This is a genomic window from Kitasatospora sp. NPDC048540 (genome assembly GCF_040651175.1).
Taxonomy (GTDB): Bacteria; Actinomycetota; Actinomycetes; order Streptomycetales; family Streptomycetaceae; genus Kitasatospora.
In genome coordinates this window covers 1-18,566 of sequence record NZ_JBEZIR010000153.1, presented here as the reverse complement: position 1 = coordinate 18,566, position 18,566 = coordinate 1, and the positions used below count along the sequence as shown (strand labels likewise).

General features: G+C 74.4%; 5 protein-coding genes. 4 read left to right on the top strand and 1 reads right to left on the bottom strand.

Translation table 11 applies throughout. From position 1 onward, the window contains the following. Positions 1-121: 121 nt before the first annotated feature. Positions 122-1,006, bottom strand: coding sequence for a TauD/TfdA family dioxygenase (locus AB0D08_RS35965; RefSeq protein ID WP_359894512.1), 885 nt, complete (start codon positions 1,004-1,006; stop codon positions 122-124). A gap of 716 nt (positions 1,007-1,722) precedes the next feature. On the opposite strand from AB0D08_RS35965, the gene AB0D08_RS35960 reads away from it, so the two are divergent. From AB0D08_RS35960 to AB0D08_RS35945, 4 genes are all read left to right on the top strand, one after another. Further along, a complete protein-coding gene (locus AB0D08_RS35960; RefSeq protein ID WP_033826198.1) occupies positions 1,723-1,941 on the top strand; it encodes an MbtH family NRPS accessory protein in 219 nt (72 codons plus the stop codon). Between the two features lie 56 nt (positions 1,942-1,997). Beyond that, the gene (locus AB0D08_RS35955) at positions 1,998-5,561 is read left to right on the top strand and encodes an amino acid adenylation domain-containing protein (RefSeq protein ID WP_359894509.1); all 3,564 of its coding nucleotides are present in this window, start codon (positions 1,998-2,000) and stop codon (positions 5,559-5,561) included. Beyond that, complete coding sequence (locus AB0D08_RS35950) at positions 5,558-15,295, top strand: amino acid adenylation domain-containing protein (RefSeq protein WP_359894507.1); 9,738 nt, start codon at positions 5,558-5,560, stop codon at positions 15,293-15,295. Before AB0D08_RS35955 ends, AB0D08_RS35950 begins: the two co-directional genes overlap by 4 nt. Further along, positions 15,292-18,566, top strand: a 3,275-nt coding sequence (locus AB0D08_RS35945) for an amino acid adenylation domain-containing protein (protein ID WP_359894505.1), incomplete at its 3' end; no start/stop codon positions are given. The genes AB0D08_RS35950 and AB0D08_RS35945, both read left to right, overlap by 4 nt.

Here is an 18,566-nt window from a genome sequence, read left to right as displayed (position 1 = left end):
GAGGACCCGGGAGGCGGCGGCGGGGTTCGACGGTCCGCGCTGGGTGGCGGCTTCGGTGGGCCCGTACGGGGCGGTGCTGGCGGACGGGCGAGATCGGTCCGGCCGCCGCCCCTCGCCGGTGTCAGACGCCGCCGTACGGCTCCGCCATCGCCACCGCGATCTTCCGCGGGCCGGTGAACGGCTCGCGGGCGTGCGTGGAGAGCATGTTGTCGATCACCAGCACGTCGTGGCGGCGGTAGTCGAAGCGGACCGAGGTGGCCCGGTAGCACTCCCGCAGGTGGTCCAGGACGTCGTCCGGGATCGGCTCGCCGTCGCCGTAGTAGGTGTTGCTGGGCAGGTCCTCCGGCTTGCACATGGCCTGCAGTCCGAGCCTCAACTCCTCCGGCAGCGTGCTGACGTGGAAGAACGTGGCGTGGTTGAACCAGACCTGGTCACCGGTGACCGGGTGCTTGTGGACGGCGTCGCGCACCGCCCTGGTGCGCAGCCGGTCCGACCCGATCCAGGTGGTCTCGATGCCCTGGCCGGCGCAGTGCCGCTCCACCTCCTCGCGGTCGTCGGTGTTGAACACCTCCGTCCACGGGAGCCCGAGACCGCCACCGTAGTTGCGCACCACCGACCACCTGCGGCGCTCGAACTCCTCGCGCACCGCGGGGTCGATCGCCCGGTACAGCGCGCGGGTGGAGGAGAGCGGGGTGGCGCCGAGGGTGAGCGGCGGCTCGATGCAGTAGAAGTAGAGGACCAGCGGCCAGACGGCCTGGTAGGAGTTCTCGTTGTGGGCGAAGATCTCCTCCTGCGGCGGGTACTCGGTCGAGGTGTAGACGTTGCCCTTGATGGACTGCCGGGGCGAGGAGCGTTCGGCGTACGTCAGGGGCTCGCCGGACAGCTCGCGCACCACCGCGTCGAAGCCGTCCACGCCGTCCACCGCGAAGTCGCGGAACAGCAGGGCGCCGTGGGTGCGCAGCTGCTCGCGCAGCTCCTCGCGGTGGTGCCGGATGTGCTCGACCAGCCGGTGGTCGCCGCCGTCGACGGTGAGGGGCAGCTGAGGCTCGGTCACACGGATACTCCGTTCGTCAGATCCTGGGTGCGGCCGCCGTGCGCCGTCGCGGGCGTGCGCCGGGGCGCGGGCCGGAATGCCCGGCCGGGCGGGCGCTGGGGCGGAGCCGGTCGCCGGCGGCCCGGGCCGGGGGATTTTCCCGGCGGTGGCCGACAATTGCGGGGCGACGGCGGTGCGTTGTCCGGGTGGGCGGGCCACCGGGGTGCCAGCACACTATCGCCGGGGGATAGCACGGACAAGGCGAGTGCGTCACGGATCTCCTTTCCGGTGGCGGGAATTGACGCCCCGGGCCGGTCACCTGGGGGTGTCCGTCCGGGGTTGATTGTCGAGTACATGACCTAACATGCCTGGTCGGGCCGGGTTGCCTCGGGGTTGTCAGTTGCCAGGCTCTGGCAACTGACAACCCCTTGAGCGCTATTGATCAAACCGGCCATGATGGCGATGTCCGAAACGGGGGCCGTGCTTCCCCTCAGCGCCGAACGGCGCCAGGAAGCCCGCGGAGCGCATTCCGCCGGCCCCGACCCGGCTACCGGAAGGTAGTTGAACGGCATATTTCCGGCTGCGCCGCGCAGGCCGGTGATTTTCCGTCATCTCCTGTTCCGGTGAACTCCCGTAAATCCTCCAGTGAATGAATTCGGCATGCCCGAAAGCCGAACAGAGGAGTGCAGATGAGCGACGACCAGAACGACGGCCGGCAGTACCTCGTGGTCCTCAACGACGAGGAGCAGTACTCGGTCTGGGCGGTCGGCCGGGACGTCCCGGCGGGCTGGCGCACCGAGGGCACCCAGGGCACCAAGGACGAGTGCCTGGCCCGGATCTCCGAGGTGTGGACCGACATGCGGCCGCTGAGCCTGCGGCAGCGGATGGACCAGGGCGCCGACGCCTGACCACCGGGCCCCGCCGCGGGCCCGCCCACCGACCACCCACCACCGAAGGGCAGACCGTGCAGACAATCCCGCCGCCCGGCACCGGGCAGGACGGCACGGCCCAGGCCGCGCCACCGCGGCCGGCCGGGGCACCTGGCGACCCGGCCCCCGGCGGGCTGCTGCACGAGCTGGTCGCGGCCCGTGCGGCCCTGACCCCGCACGCGCCCGCGGTCGCCGCCGGCGGCCACGGGCTGAGCTACGCCGAACTCAACGAGCGGGCCAACCGGCTCGCCCACCACCTGCGCGACCTCGGCGCCGGCCCCGACCGGTTGGTCGGCGTCTGCCTGCACCGCGGCACGGACCTGGCGGTGGCGCTGCTCGCGGTCTGGAAGGCGGGCTCCGCGTACGTCCCGTTCGACCCGGGCCACCCCAAGGACCGCGTCGACTGGGTGCTCGGCGACACCGGCGCCCGCATCGTGGTCACCGAGCAGGCCCTGGCCCCGCTGGTCCGCGCCGACGGCGTCCACCTGGTCACCCTCGACACCGCCGGCCCCGAACTGGCCACCCGGCCCGCCACCGACCCGGTCACCGGAGTCACCGCGGACCACCTCGCGTACGTCATCCACACCTCCGGCTCCACCGGGCGCCCCAAAGGCGTCGCGGTCAGCCACCGCGGCATCGCCAACCGGGTCGCCTGGACCGTGCACACCCACGGCCTCGGCCCCGCCGACCGGGTGCTGCAGAAGACCTCGCTCAGCTTCGACGCGGCCGGCTGGGAGTTCTTCGGCCCGCTGAGCAGCGGCGGCACCGTGGTGATGGCCCCCGTCGGGGTCGAACGCGACCCCGCCGAGATGGTCCGCACCGTCGCCCGGGAGCGGATCAGCGTGCTCCAGCTGGTGCCCTCGGTGCTGCGGCTGCTGGTCGACGAACCCGGCTGGGCCGACTGCACCGCCATCCGGCTGGTCTTCTCGGCCGGCGAACCGCTGCACGCCGAGCTCTGCCAGCGCCTGCTGGCCCGCGCCGACGTCCAGATCTGGAACACCTACGGCCCCACCGAGTGCTCCATCGACGTCACCGCCCAGCACGTCGACCCGCAGCAGCTCACCGGCCCGATCCTGATCGGCCGCCCGATCACCGGCATCCGGCTGCTGGTGCTGGACGGGAACGGCGCCCTCGCCCCGCTCGGCATCCCCGGCGAACTGCACGTCGGCGGCGCCGGCGTGGCCCGCGGCTACGTCAACCGCCCGGACCTGACCGCCGACCGCTTCGTGCCCGACCCGTACGGCCCGCCCGGCGCCCGCCTGTACCGCACCGGCGACCAGGTCCGCTGGCGCGCCGACGGCACGCTCGAGTACCTCGGCCGCCTCGACGGGCAGGTCAAGGTCAACGGCGTCCGGATCGAACCCGGCGAGATCGAGACCGTGCTGGCCGCCCACCCCCGGGTGAGCGCCGCCGCCGTCCTCGCCGTCACCGGCGCCGCCGGTGTCGGCCGGATCGCCGCCTACCTCACCGTCCGCGGCGAGGTCGGCCACGAGGAGCTGCGCGCCCACTGCCGCGAGCGGCTGCCCGAGTACCTGGTGCCCGCCGTCTTCACCGTGCTCGACGCGTTCCCGCTGACCACCAGCGGCAAGCTCGACCGCAAGGCGCTGCCCGCCCCCGGCGAGCGGCCCGCCGGCACCGGCGGGCGGGTGCCGCCGCGCACCCCCACCGAACGCACCGTCGCTGCGATCTGGGCCGACCTGCTGGACACCCCCGACATCGCGGCCGACGACGACTTCTTCCGGCTCGGCGGCTACTCCCTGCTGCTCGGCCGGCTCGCCCAGCGGCTGCGCGCCGCCACCGGCCGCGAACTCGCCCTCGCGGACCTGTTCACCGCCTCCACCGTCCGCGACCAGGCCCGGCTGCTGGAACGCGCCGAGGCCGCGGGCGCCGAGATCACCAAGGTCGACCGCTCGGTGCCGCTGCCGCTGTCGGCCGGCCAGCAGCGGATGTGGTTCCTCGACCAGCTCGCCCCCGGCAGCGCCGAGTACGTGATCCCGCTGTTCCTGCGGCTCCCGGACGACACCGACCCCGCCGTGCTCGGCCGCGCCCTCACCGCGCTGGCCGCCCGGCACGAGGCACTGCGCACCCGCTACCCGCTGGCCGACGGCCGGCCCGTCCAGCAGGTCGACCAGCCCGGCGCCGTCGAGCTCGCCGTCACCGACGCCGACGGACCCGCGCTGGTCGACCGCGTCACCGCGGAGATCGCCCGCGGGTTCGGCCTCGCCGACGGCCCGCTCTGGCGCGCCCTGCTCGCCCGCCGCACCGACGGCTCCGCACTGCTGCTGCTGACGGTCCACCACATCGCCTGCGACGGCTGGTCGACGGTCCTGCTCAAGCGGGAGCTGCGGGAGCTGTACGCCGCCCTCGCCGACGGCCGCGAACCGGACCTGGCGCCGCTGCCGATCGGCTACCCGGACTTCGCCGTCTGGCAGCGCGAGCACTGGCTCACCGAGCAGCTGCGCCACGACCAGCTCGCCCACTGGCGCGAGGCGCTGGCCGGCCTGCCCACCCTGCCGCTGCCCACCGACCGCCCCCGCCCCGCCCACCGCGAGGCGCACGGCGCGGTCCGTGCCGTGCACATCCCCGCCGCCACCGCGCAGGCGCTGACCGAGCTCGGCCGCAGCCGCGGCGCCACGCCGTTCATGACCCTGCTGACCCTCTGGCAGACCCTGCTCGCCCAGCACAGCGGCCAGTGGGACGTCGCCGTCGGCACCCCGGTGGCCGGCCGGGTCCGGCCGGAGACCCGGGGCCTGGTCGGGCTGTTCCTCAACTCCCTGGTGCTGCGCGGCCGGCTCGCCCCCGAGCTGAGCTTCGAGGCGGCTCTGGACCGGGTCCGGGCCGCCTGCCTGGCCGCCTTCGCCCACCAGGACCTGCCGTTCGAGCAGCTGGTCGAGGACCTCCAGCCGGTCCGCGACCCGTCCCGCACCCCGCTCTACCAGGCCCTGTTCGACCTCCAGGACGAAGGGCTGACCGGCCTGGCCGAGGACGACGGTGCCCTCGCCGAGTTCGGCGGCGCCTGGCGCACCACCCCCACCGACCTCGCCCTGATCATGCACCGGCAGGACGACGGCGGCCTGGCCGGCCTGCTGGAGTACGCCACCGCGCTGTTCGACCCGCAGACCGCCGACGCGCTCGCCGACGGCCTGGCCGCCCTCGCCGCCAAGGCCGTCGCCGACCCGGGCGCAGCCCTGGCCACCCTGGACGTGCGCACCGAGGCCGACCGGCGGCGCGCCGCGCTCGCCTGGAACGCCGCCGCCCCGGCGGTGGACCCCGCGCCGGCCGCGCCCGCCGCGCACCTGGCCCCGCGCAACCCCTTCGAGGAGCGCCTCGCCGGGATCTGGGCCGAGGCGCTGGAGACCGAGGTCGGCGTCCGCGACGACTTCTTCGCGCTCGGCGGCAACTCCCTGCTCGCGGCGACCGTCACCGCCGCCGCCCGGGCCGAACTCGACCTGGACATCCCGGTCCGGGCGCTGTTCGACGGACCCACGGTCGAGCAGTGGGCGCTCGCCCTGGAGGACTTGATCCGGGCGGAGATCGCCCAGCTCAGCGATGAGGACGTCGTGGCCGACACGACCCGTACGAAGGGGCAGCCGGCATGAGTGCTGGAGACACGCAGCAGACCACCCAGGACGCCACCGCCCTGCGCGAGGAGCTGATCCGCCGCCGGATGGCCGGCGGCCGGCCGGCCGGCCCCGCCGCCATCCCCGCGGCGGACCGCACCAGGCCGCTGCCGCTCTCCTTCGGCCAGCGCCAGATGTGGTTCCTGAACCGCCTCGACCCCGACGCCGTCGAGTACCTGGTGCCCCAACTGCTGCGCCTGCGCGGCGACCTGGACCGTGACGCACTCGCCGCCGCGCTCGACGAACTGACCGCCCGGCACGAGATCCTGCGCACCCGGTACGCCGTGGACGGCGAGGAGCCGGTCCAGCTGATCGGACCGGCCACCCCGGGCGTCCTGGCCACCGTCGACCTCACCGGCCGGCCCGCAGCCGACCGCGCCCGCCTCGCCGAGGAGCAGGCCCGCCGGCTCAGCGCCCGGCCCTTCGACCTGGAGCAGGACGCACCCCTGCGCGCCACCCTGTACGTGCTGGCGCCCGACGACCACCTGTTCGCCCTCACCCTGCACCACATCGCCTGCGACGAACGCACGCAGGAACTGCTGATGGCCGAACTCTCCGCGCTGTACGGCGCGTTCCGCGACGGCCTGCCCTCGCCGCTGCCCGCCCCCGGCCTGCAGTACGCCGACTACGCCGCCTGGCAGCGCTCGGAGTTCCGCACCCGGCCCGCCGCCGTCCGGCAGCTCTCCTACTGGAAGCAGCAGCTGAGCGGCGTCGAACCGCTCGCACTGCCCACCGACCGGCTCCGCCCGGCGGTCCGCTCCACCGAGGGCGCCGCGCACCGCTTCACCGTCCCCGCCGCGACCGCCGAGCGGCTGCGCGCGCTGGCCGCCGAGCACCGCACCACCCTGTTCACCGTGCTGCTCGCCGGCTACCAGGCCCAGCTCGCCCGCTGGACCGGCAGCACCGACATCGCGGTGGGCACCGTGGTCTCCGGCCGCACCCGCCCGCAGCTGCGCGACCTGGCCGGCTACGGCATCAACACCCTGGTGCTGCGCACCCGCTGGGACGGCGACCCGGCCTTCGCCGACCTGCTCCCGCTGGCCCGCACCACGGTGCTGGACGCCTTCGACCGCCAGGACACCCCGTTCGCCTCCCTGGTCGACGAACTCCAGCCCGAGCGCGACCTGTCCGTCACCCCGCTGTTCCAGACCGCGTTCACCCTGCACGACCGGCAGGCCGGCGAACTCACCCTCGGCGGCGTCCGCGCCGAGCAGGTCCCGCTGCCCTGGCAGGTCGCCAAGTTCGACCTCGCCCTGCAGGCCGCCGAACTCCCCGACGGCTCCCTCGGCTGCCAGTTCGAGTACGCCACCGGCCTGTTCGACCAGCCGACCGTGCAGCGGCTGGCCGGCCACCTGACCCGCCTGCTCACCGCCGTCGCCGAGCACCCCGAAGCTCCGCTGTCCGCCGTCGACCTGCTCGACGCCGCCGAACTCGCCGTGGTCGACCAGCCGATCCCCGGCGCCCCCAGCGCGTGGGACGGCCGCTGCGCCCATCAGGTCTTCGAGGAGCAGGCCGCCCGCACCCCCGACGCGGTCGCCGTCAGCCACCCCGGCGGCTCGCTCACCTACCGCGAGCTCAACGGCCGCGCCAACCGCCTGGCCCGCCGCCTGCGCGCCCTCGGCGTCGGCGCCGAATCGCTGGTCGGCGTCTGCCTGGAACGCGGCCCGGACCTGGTGGTCACCCTGATCGCGGTCCTCAAGTCCGGCGGCGCCTACGTGCCGCTCGACCCGGCCTACCCGTCCGACCGGCTCGCCTACATGGCCGCCGACGCGGCCCTGACCTGCGTGGTCACCGAGACCGCGCACGCCGCGCTGGTCGCCTCCGTGCACGACGGCCCGGCCCTGGTCCTCGAGGACCTCGCCGCCGAACCGGCCGCCGAGAGCGCCGAGGACCTGCCGTCGCTCGCCGGGCCCGACAACGCCGTCTACGTCATCTACACCTCCGGATCCACCGGCCGCCCCAAGGGCGTGGTGCTCTCCCACCGCGCGGTGCTGCGGCTGTTCAGCGCCGCCGCCGGCCTGTACGGCTTCGGCAGCGACGACGTCTGGTCACTGTTCCACTCCTACGCCTTCGACGTGTCCGTCTGGGAGCTGTGGGGCGCCCTGCTGTTCGGCGGCCGCCTCGCCGTGGTCCCCTTCGACGTCGCCCGCTCGCCCGAGGAGCTGCTCGACCTGCTGGTCGCCGAGCGCGTCACCGTGCTCAGCCAGACCCCGTCCGCGTTCCGCTCGCTGGTCACCCTGGCCGGCGCCGGCGACCCGCGGATCGACCGGCTCGCCCTGCGCCACGTGGTCTTCGGCGGCGAGAAGCTGGAGATCGGCGACCTGCGGCCGTGGACCGACCGGCTCGGCCCGGACACCCCCGCGCTGATCAACATGTACGGCATCACAGAGACCACCGTGCACACCACCTTCCACCGCCTCACCGGCACCGACCTCGCCGCGCCCGCGGTCAGCCCGATCGGCCGCCCGCTGCCCGACCTCGGTGTCCACCTGCTCGACGAGCACGGCCGGCTGGTGCCGGTCGGAGTCGTCGGCGAGATCCACGTCAGCGGCCCCGGAGTCGCCCGCGGCTACCTCAACCGGCCCGACCTCACCGCCGAGCGCTTCGTCCCCAACCCGTTCGGCGCGCCCGGCTCCCGGCTGTACCGCTCCGGCGACCTGGCCCGCCGCCGCGCCGACGGCTCCCTGGAGTCGGTCGGCCGGGCCGACGACCAGGTGAAGATCCGCGGCTACCGGATCGAACTCGGCGAGATCCAGGCCGCCGTCGCCGCCCACCCGGGGGTGCGCGAGGCCGTCGTCATCGCCCGCGAGGACAGCCCGGGCCGCAAGGAACTGGTCGCCTACTGGACCGCCGAACCCGACGGCGGACCCACCGCCGCCGACCTGCGGACCCTGCTCGGCCAGAGCCTCCCCGGCTACATGGTCCCGGCCGCCTTCGTCCGGCTCGACGCCTTCCCGCTCACCGGCAACGGCAAGACCGACCGGCGCGCCCTGCCCGCCCCCGAGCGCTCCGGCGCCGGCCAGGACGAGGCCTTCACCGCGCCGCGGACCGTCACCGAGCAGCGGATCGCCGAGGTCTGGTGCCAGGCGCTGGGCCTGGAGCGGGTCAGCGTCGACGCCACCTTCTTCGACCTCGGCGGCGACTCCATCCGCGCCGTCTCCCTGGTCGGCGTCCTGCGCGAGGCCGACTACGACGTCACCGTCCGCGACGTCTTCGAGCACCGCACGGTCGCCGCCCTCGCCCAGTACCTCGGCAACCGGCAGGCCCCGCCCGCGCCGACCCCGGCCGTGGCACCCTTCCAGCTGATCGACCCGGCCGTCCGCGCCGCCCTGCCCGCCGGGATCACCGACGCCTACCCGCTCTCCCAGGTCCAGCTCGGCATGGTCGCCGAACTCCTGACCGGCGGCAGCACCAACACGTACCACAACGTCACCGCCTTCCGGGTCCGCGACGACCGGCCCTTCGACCCGGACGCGCTGCGCCGGGCCGTGCACCAGGTGGTCGCCCGCCACGAGGTGCTGCGCACCTCCTTCGAGCTCACCGCGTACGGCACCCCGCTGCAGCTGGTGCACGGCGAGGTCGAACCGCAGGTCGCCGTCCACGACCTGCGCGCCCTCGACGAGGCCGGACAGGAGGCCGCCGTCCGGGAGTTCACCGCCGCCGAGCGCGCCAACCCGTTCGACCTCGACGTGCCGCCGCTGATCCGGGTCACCGCCCACCTCGCCGCCGGGAACAGCTGGTGGATCTCCATCACCGAGTGCCACCCGGTCCTGGAGGGCTGGAGCTACCACTCCCTGCTGATGGAGACCCTGGAGACGTTCCGCGCGCTGCGGGCCGGCCGGACGCCGCTGGTGCCCGAGACCCCGTCCGTGCGCTTCGCCGACTTCATCGCCGCCGAACTCGACGCCGTCGCCTCCGCCGAGGACCGCGCCTTCTGGCAGGGCGTGCTCGACGAGCACCCGCCGTTCGCGCTGCCGGCCGGCTGGGGCGCGGACCCCGGACAGCCGCGCGAGTACTACCGCGTCCAGGTTCCCTACCAGGACCTGGAACCGCAGCTGCGGCTGCTCGCCGTCGGCTCCCGCGCCTCCCTGAAGAACGTCCTGGTGGCGGCGCACCTCAAGGTGCTCGGCCTGCTCACCGAGGAGGCGACCTTCTGCACCGGCCTGGTCTGCGACGGCCGCCCCGAGGCCGTCGGCGCCGACCGGGTGTACGGCATGTACCTCAACACCCTGCCGTTCCCGGCCCGCCGCACCGCCGCCACCTGGCGGGAGTCGGTCCAGCAGGTGCTCGCCGACGAGATCGCGATGTGGCCGCGCCGCCGCTTCCCGATGCCGGTCATCCAGCGCGAACTCGGCGACGGCGGACGCCTGATCGACGTGATGTTCAACCACCAGGACTTCCACCAGGTCGACCTCGGCCAGATCGACGCCGAGAGCGTCATCGACGAGGGCCACACCGAGTTCGGACTGACCGTCACCACCCTCGGCGGCTGCTTCACCCTGGCCAGCGACACCCACACCCTCACCCGCGCCCACACCGAACGGATCGGCGCCCTCTACCGCGCCGTCGTCGAGGCGATGGCCGCCGACCCCGACGGCGACGCCACGGCCGCGTTCCTGCCGCCCGGCGAGCTGGAGATCGTCGACCGGCCGGTCGCCGCCACCCCGGCCCGCCACGAAGGCCTGTGCGTGCACGAGGTGTTCGAGCGGCAGGCCGCCCTGGCGCCGGAGAAGACGGCCGTCACCCACCAGGGCGTGCCGCTCGGCTACGGCGAGCTGAACCGCCGCGCGAACCGCCTGGCCCGGCGCCTGCGCGAGCTCGGGATCGGCCCCGAGTCGCTGGTCGGCGTCTGCCTGGAGCGCGGCGCGGACCTGGTGGTCACCCTGCTCGCCGTCCTCAAGGCCGGCGGCGCCTACGTCCCGCTGGACCCGGCCTACCCGGCGGACCGGCTGGCGTACATGGCCTCCGACGCCGCACTGGCCTGCGTGGTCACCGAGGAGCGGCACACCGCGCTGGTGGGTTCGGTGTTCCAGGGACCGGTGCTGGTCGCCCAGGAGCTGGCGCACGGCCTGGCCGCGCTGCCCGACCACGACCTGCCGCCCCTCGCCGGGCCCGACAACGCCGTCTACGTCATCTACACCTCCGGCTCGACCGGCCGCCCCAAGGGCGTCACGCTGTCGCACCGCAACGTGGTCGGCCTGTTCTCGGCGACCGAGGACCTGTTCGCGTTCTCCGCCGACGACGTCTGGTCGCTGTTCCACTCCTACGCCTTCGACTTCTCGGTCTGGGAGCTGTGGGGCGCCCTGCTCTTCGGCGGCCGGGTGGTGGTGGTGCCGTTCGACACCGCGCGCTCACCGGAGGACTTCCTGGACCTGCTGGTCGCCGAACGGGTGACCATGCTGAGCCAGACGCCGTCGGCGTTCCGCTCGCTGGTCGGCCTGGCCGGCGCCGGAGACCCGCGGATCGCCGAACTCGCCCTGCGCGCCGTGGTGTTCGGCGGCGAGAAGCTCGAACTCGGCGAACTGCGCCCGTGGACCGAGCGGCTCGGCCCGGACGCCCCCGCGCTGATCAACATGTACGGCATCACCGAGACCACCGTCCACGTCACCCACCACCGGGTCACCGCCGACGACCTCACCGACCCCGCCGTCAGCCCCGCCGGCCACCCCCTGCCCGACCTCGGCGTGCACCTGCTGGACCCGAACGGCCGGCTGGTGCCGGTCGGGGTGGTCGGCGAGATCCACGTCAGCGGCCGGGGCGTCGCCCGCGGCTACCTCAACCGGCCCGGCCTGACCGCAGAGCGTTTCGTGCCCAACCCGTTCGGCGCGCCCGGCTCCCGGCTGTACCGCTCCGGCGACCTGGCCCGCCGCCGCGCCGACGGCACCCTGGAGTTCGTCGGCCGGGCCGACGACCAGGTGAAGATCCGCGGCTACCGGATCGAACTCGGCGAGATCCAGGCCGCCGTCGCCGCCCACCCGGGCGTCCGGGAGACCGTGGTCGTCGTCCGCGAGGACACCCCCGGCCAGAAGGAACTGGTGGCCTACTGGACCGCCGAACCCGGCCACCCGGCCACCGGCGCCGACCTGCGGGCCCACCTCGCCACCACGCTCGCGCCGTACATGGTCCCCTCGGCCTTCGTCGAACTGCCCGCCATCCCGCTCACCTCCACCGCCAAGCTCGACCGGCGCGCCCTGCCCGCCCCCGAGCGCACCGCGATGGCCGGCGCCCACGCCGCCGTCGCACCGCGCACCGAGACCGAGGCCAGGCTCGCGGCCGTCTGGAGCGAGGTCCTCGGCCGGGACGGCATCGGCGTCGAGGACGCCTTCTTCGACCTCGGCGGCGACTCGATCCGGGTCCTCGCCCTGATCGGCGCCCTGCGCACGGCCGGCTTCCAGGTCACCGCCGGCGAGGTCTACCAGCACGCCACCGTCGCCGCCCTGGCCGCCCTGCTCGCCTCCCGCGCCCCGGCCGCCGCCGACGCGACGCCCGAACCGGTCCGCCCGTTCGCGCTGATCACGGAGACCGACCGGGCCGCCCTGCCCGCCGACGCCACCGACGCCTACCCGCTCGGCGAACTGCAGCTCGGCATGCTGGTCGAGATGCTCGCCGACCGCGAGCGCAACCGCTACCACAACGTCACCTGCTTCCGGATCGACGACGACCGGCCGTTCGACGACACCGCGCTCGCCGCCGCCGTCGCCCTGCTGACCGACCGGCACGAGATCCTGCGCACCTCCGTGGACATCTCCCGCTACTCCGTCCCGCTGCAGATCGTCCACCGCACCGCCGAGGTCCCCTACCGCAGCTGGGACCTCACCGGCGCCGACCCGCAGGCCCAGCGGGACGCCCTGCGGGCCTTCGTCGCCACCGAGCGGACCGCCCTGTTCGCCGCCGACGACCTCCCGCTGCTGCGGGTCTTCGCCCACGCCGCCGACGACGGCTGGTGGCTGACCGTCACCGAGTCGCACGTCATCCTGGAGGGCTGGAGCCACCACGCCCTGGTGATGGAACTGATCGCCTGCTATCGCAGCCTGCGCGACGGCGAACAGCCGCCCGCCAAGGGCCGCACCGAGGTGCGCTTCGCCGACTTCATCGCCGCCGAACTCGCCGCGCTCGACTCCGCCGAGGACCGCGACTACTGGCAGCGGATCGTCGCCGAACACGCCCCGGTCACCCTGCCCGCGCACTGGCGGGACGCCCCCGGCACCCCGCGCGAGGCGTTCCAGCAGGTGATCCTGCTGGACGACCTGGCCGACGGCCTCGCCGCCGTCGCCACCGCCGCCCAGGCCTCCGTCAAGAGCGTGCTGCTCGCCGCCCACACCAAGGTGATGAGCGGCTTCACCCCGGCCCGGACCTTCTTCACCGGCCTGGTCGGCCACGGCCGCCCCGAGGTGCCCGGCGCCGAGCACGTCTACGGCATGCACCTCAACACCGTGCCGTTCGCCGCCGAGCGCGGCGCCGCCACCTGGCGCGAACTGATCCGGCAGGTCCTGGACCGGGAGGCCGAGATCTGGCCGCACCGCCGCTACCCGCTGCCCGCCATCCAGCGCGACGCCGGCCGCACCGGCCTGATCCAGATCTCCTTCAGCTACCTCGACTTCCACGCCACCGACGAGCACGTCGACGGCGGACTCGGACTCGGCGAGACGCCCAACGAGATCGGCCTCAACGTCATCGCCTCCGGCCGGGGCATCGTGCTCTCCACCGACACCCACACCATCAGCCGGGCCAACGCCGAGCGGCTGGCCGACATGTACCGAGAGGTGCTGCGCGACATGGTCAACAACCTCGACGGGGACGCCCGCACCGGCGCCGCCGCCCAGCCGATCCGCCCGGCGCAGGTCGCCGCCGACGACCGGGCTCCCGCAGCCGCCGACGCCGACGGCACCGGCGCCACCACCATCGGCCTGTTCGAACGCCAGGCCGCCGGCACCCCGGTCGCCACCGCACTGGTCTCCACCGAGGGCAAGCTCTCCTACGCCCGGCTCAACAACCGCGCCAACCAGTTCGCGCACCGGCTGCTCGCACTCGGCGTACGCCCCGAGACCCGGGTCGCCGTCGTCCTGGACCGCGGCCCCGACCTGATCGCCGCCCTGCTCGGCGTCTGGAAGGCCGGCGGTGCCTACGTCCCGCTCGACCCGGCCTTCCCCGACGCCCGGCTGGAGCGGGTGATCCGCGAATCGCACGCCGAGGTGGTCATCACCCACCCCGCCCTGGCCGGCCGGCTCAGCGGCGTCGACCAGGCCAACTGGCTGCTGGTCGACCGCGACGCCCTCGCCGGACAGCCCACCACCGCCCCCGGACTCGACATCGACCCGGACACCCTCGCCTACGTCATCTACACCTCCGGCACCACCGGCCGCCCCAAGGGCGTCGAGGTCACCCACCGCGGCCTCGCCAACTACCTCGCCTGGACCGTCGAGGAGTACGCCTCCCGCGGCACCGGCGGCGCCCCGGTCTTCTCCTCGGTCGCCTTCGACCTGGTGGTGCCCGCCATCTACACCCCGCTGCTGGCCGGCCAGACCGTCCACCTGCTGCCCGCCGACCTGGCACCCGCCGACCTCGGCAAGCACCTCGCCGACGGCGGCCCGTACAGCTTCGTCAAGCTCACCCCCGCCCACCTGGAGGTGCTGCTCCAGCAGCTCTCCGGCGACGAACTCGCCGGCCTGGCCGGCCTGCTGAGCGTCGGCGGCGAACTCTTCCCCGGCCGGCTGGTGAACACCTGGCTCGACCTGGCCGGCGACACCGGCATCCGGTTCGTCAACGAGTACGGCCCGACCGAGATCACCGTCGCCAACTCCGCCTTCGTGGCGACCGGCCCGCAGCCCGGGACCGTCCCGATCGGCCGCCCGATCACCGCCACCACCATGTACGTGCTCGACCGGGACCTGCGGCCCACCCCGGCCGGCGAGCCCGGCGAGATCTACGTCGGCGGCGTCGGCGTCGCCCGCGGCTACACCGACCTGCCCGCCCTCACCGCCGAGCGCTTCCTGCCCGACCCGTACGGCCGCCCCGGCAGCCGGATGTACCGCACCGGCGACCTCGGCACCGTACTGCCCGACGGCGACGTCGACTACCACGGCCGCGCCGACACCCAGGTCAAGCTGCGCGGCTACCGGATCGAGCCCGGCGAGATCGAGGTGGTGCTCGGCGCCCACCCGGCCGTCACCCGGTGCGCGGTGATCGTCCGCGAGGACCGGCCCGGCGACGTGCGCCTGGTCGCCTACGTGGTCCCCGCCCAAGCCGCCGCCGGCTTCGACACCGACGCCGTACGCGACCACCTCGCCGCCCAACTCCCCGACTACATGGTGCCGTCCGCGATCGTCACGCTCGACGCCTTCCCGCTCACCCCGAACGGCAAGCTCGACCGCGGCGCCCTGCCCGAGCCGGTGGCCCCGGCCACCGGCACCACCGGCCGCGCCCCGCGCACCCCGCTGGAGGAGACCCTCGCCGGGCTGTTCGGCGAGCTGCTCGGCGTGGAGGGGGTCTCCATCGACGACAACTTCCTCGACCTCGGCGGCCACTCCCTGCTGGTGATCCGCCTGATCGGCCGGATCCGCGCGCTGCTCGACGCCGAACTCGCCATCGACGTGTTCTTCGCCGACCCCACCGTCGCCGCCATCGCCGAACGCCTCGCCGGCTCCCGCCCCACCGAGACCGGCCCCGCCCGCCCCAAGCTGCGCCGGATGACCCGCCCGGAGGAAACCGCGTGATCCCCCTCTCCTTCGCACAGCAGCGGTTGTGGTTCCTCAACCGCCTTGAGGGCGCCGGTTCCTCGTACAACATCCCGGTGGGGCTGCGGCTGACCGGCGCGGTCGACGTGACCGCGCTCCACGCCGCGCTGCGGGACGTGGTGGGACGGCACGAGAGCCTGCGGACGGTGTTCCCGGACGCGGACGGCGTGCCGTACCAGCGAGTGGTGCCGCTGGCGGAGGTCGGAGAACTGCTGGAGGTGGTCCGCGGCGAGGAGGGACTGGCCGCCGCCGCGGCCCACCCGTTCGACGTGACGGCGGACCTGCCGTTGCGGGCCTGGCTGTTCGAGACCGGCGCCGAGGAGTCGGTGCTGCTGATCGTGCTGCACCACATCGCGGCGGACGGCTGGTCGCTGGCGCCGTTCGCCCGCGACCTGGGCCGGGCGTACACCGCCCGGGCCGCCGGTGAGGCCCCCGGCTGGGGCGAGCTGGAGGTCCAGTACGCGGACTACACCCTCTGGCAGCGCGAGCTGCTCGGCGAGGAGTCCGACCCGCAGAGCCTCATCTCGCACCAACTCGACCACTGGAAGGCCGTCCTGGCCGACCTCCCGGCCGAACTCGCCCTGCCGGCCGACCGGGTCCGCACCGCCGAGCCGGACGGCGCCGGCGGACTGGTCCAGTTCCGCCTCGACGACGCCGTGTTCACGGGCGCCGCCGCGCTCGCCCGGGAGTGCGGGGCGACCGTCTTCATGGTGGTGCAGGCGGCCGTCGCCGCCCTGCTGTCCCGGCTCGGCGCCGGCACCGACATCCCGATCGGCACCCCGGTCGCCGGGCGCACCGACGTCGCCCTGGACGAGCTGGTCGGCTTCTTCGTCAACACCCTGGTGCTGCGCACCGACGTGTCGGGCACCCCGACCTTCCGCGAGCTGGTCGGCCGGGTCCGGGACACCGACCTCGCCGCGTTCGCCCGCCAGGACGTGCCGTTCGAGCGGCTGGTGGAGGTGCTCAACCCGGTCCGGTCGATGAACCGGCACCCGCTGTTCCAGGTGATGCTCACCTTCGACGACGGCGCACCCGCGGCCGGCCTCCAACTGCCCGGGGTCCGGGTGGAGCCGTACGCCGCCGTCGGCGACCGCGCCAAGTTCGACCTGTCCTTCGGCTTCTCCGACCGGGCCGGCGCCGGCCTCGACGGCAGCATCGAGTACTCCGCCGACCTGTTCGACCGGAGCACCGCCGAGGCCGTCCTCGGCCGCTTCCTGCGCCTGCTGGCGGCCGTCGTCGCCGACCCGGACACCCGGGTCTGCGAGGTGGAGCTGCTCGACCCGGCCGAACTCGCGCTGGTGGACCGGCCGATCGCCGCGCCCGCGACGCACGCCCCGGAGCTGCTGCACGAGGTGTTCGAGCGGTGGGCGGCCACGGCACCGGACGCGGTGGCGGTCTCCTTCGAGGGCGGGTCGCTGACCTACCGGGAGCTGAACACCCGGGCCAACGCACTGGCGTGGCACCTGCGCGGGCTCGGTGTGGGCGCCGAGTCGCTGGTGGGCGTCTGCCTGGACCGCGGCCCGGACCTGGTGGTCGCCCTGCTGGCGGTGGTCAAGGCCGGAGGGGCGTACGTCCCGCTGGACCCGGCGTACCCGGCGGAGCGGCTGGCGTTCATGGCCACCGACGCGGAACTCGCGTGCGTGGTGACGCAGCACTCCCACGGCGGCCTGGTGGCGTCGGTGTTCACCGGTGCGGTGGTGGCCCTGGAGGAGCTTCCGGCCGGTCTGCCGACGGGTGACCCGGGCGTGCCGCTGTCGGCGGACGCGGCGGTCTACGTCATCTACACCTCCGGCTCGACCGGGCGCCCCAAGGGCGTCACGCTGTCGCACGCGAGCGTGGTCGGCCTGTTCGCGGCGACCGAGGACCTGTTCGGGTTCTCCGCCGACGACGTCTGGTCGCTGTTCCACTCCTACGCCTTCGACTTCTCGGTCTGGGAGCTGTGGGGAGCGCTGCTGCACGGCGGGCGGGTGGTGGTGGTGCCGTTCGACACCGCACGCTCGCCGGAGGACTTCCTGGACCTGCTGGTCGCCGAGCGGGTGACCATGCTGAGCCAGACGCCGTCGGCGTTCCGCTCGCTGGTCGGCCTGGCCGGCGCCGGGGACCCGCGGATCGGCGAACTCGCGTTGCAGCACGTCGTGTTCGGCGGCGAGAAGCTGGAGTTCGGCGAGCTGCGGCCGTGGGCCGAGCGGCTCGGCCTGGACGCCCCCGCGCTGATCAACATGTACGGCATCACCGAGACCACCGTGCACACCACGTACCACCGCATCACCGAGGCCGACCTGGCCCGGCCGTTCGCCAGCCCGATCGGTGACCCGCTGCCCGACCTCGGCGTCCATCTGCTCGACGCGCACGGCCGGCTGGTGCCGGTCGGTGTGGTCGGCGAGATCCACGTCAGTGGGCGGGGCGTCGCCCGCGGCTACCTCAACCGGCCCGGCCTGACCGCCGAGCGCTTCGTGCCCAACCCGTTCGGCGCGCCCGGCTCCCGGCTGTACCGCTCCGGCGACCTGGCCCGCCGCCTCCCGGACGGCACCCTGGAGTCGGTCGGCCGGGCCGACGACCAGGTGAAGATCCGCGGTTACCGGATCGAACTCGGCGAGATCCAGGCCGCCGTCGCCGCCCACCCGGATGTCCGGGAGGCCGTGGTCGTCGTCCGCGAGGACGCCCCCGGCGACCGCCGCCTGGTGGCGTACGTGGTGAGCGCGCCCGGGCACGCCGTCCCGGCCGGCGACGTGCTGCGCAAGCACGCCGCCCAGGCGCTGCCGGACTACATGGTGCCGTCGGCGTTCGTGCCGCTGGCCGCCCTGCCGCTGACCGGGCAGGGCAAGCTCGACGGCCGCGCCCTGCCGGCCCCCGAGGCCGAATGGGTCTCGGCGGGAGGCCGGGAGCCGCGCTCCGCGGCGGAGCGGGCGCTGTGCGACCTGTTCGCCGAGGTGCTGGGGCTGGAGAGCGTCGGGGTCGACGACGACTTCTTCGCGCTGGGCGGTCACTCGCTGCTGGTCACCAAGCTGGCCAGCCGGGTCCGGGCCGAGCTCGGGGCCGAGCTGGCGATCCGGACGGTCTTCGAGTCACCGAACGTCGCCGTACTCGCCGAGCGGATCGGCGCCGCCGAGGGAGCCCGCAGCGGACTGCGGGGAGGGGAGCGTCCGGCCGTGGTGCCGTTGTCGTTCGCGCAGCAGCGGTTGTGGTTCCTGAACCGGTTCGAGGGGGCGGGGTCGACCTACAACATTCCGGTGGGGTTGCGGCTTTCGGG

What these genes read in the sequence shown, in the direction of transcription:
- AB0D08_RS35950 (WP_359894507.1), top strand. Translation starts at nt 5,558, where the DNA reads ATGAGTGCTGGAGACACGCAGCAGACCACCCAGGACGCCACCGCCCTG.
- AB0D08_RS35960 (WP_033826198.1), top strand. Translation starts at nt 1,723, where the DNA reads ATGAGCGACGACCAGAACGACGGCCGGCAGTACCTCGTGGTCCTCAAC.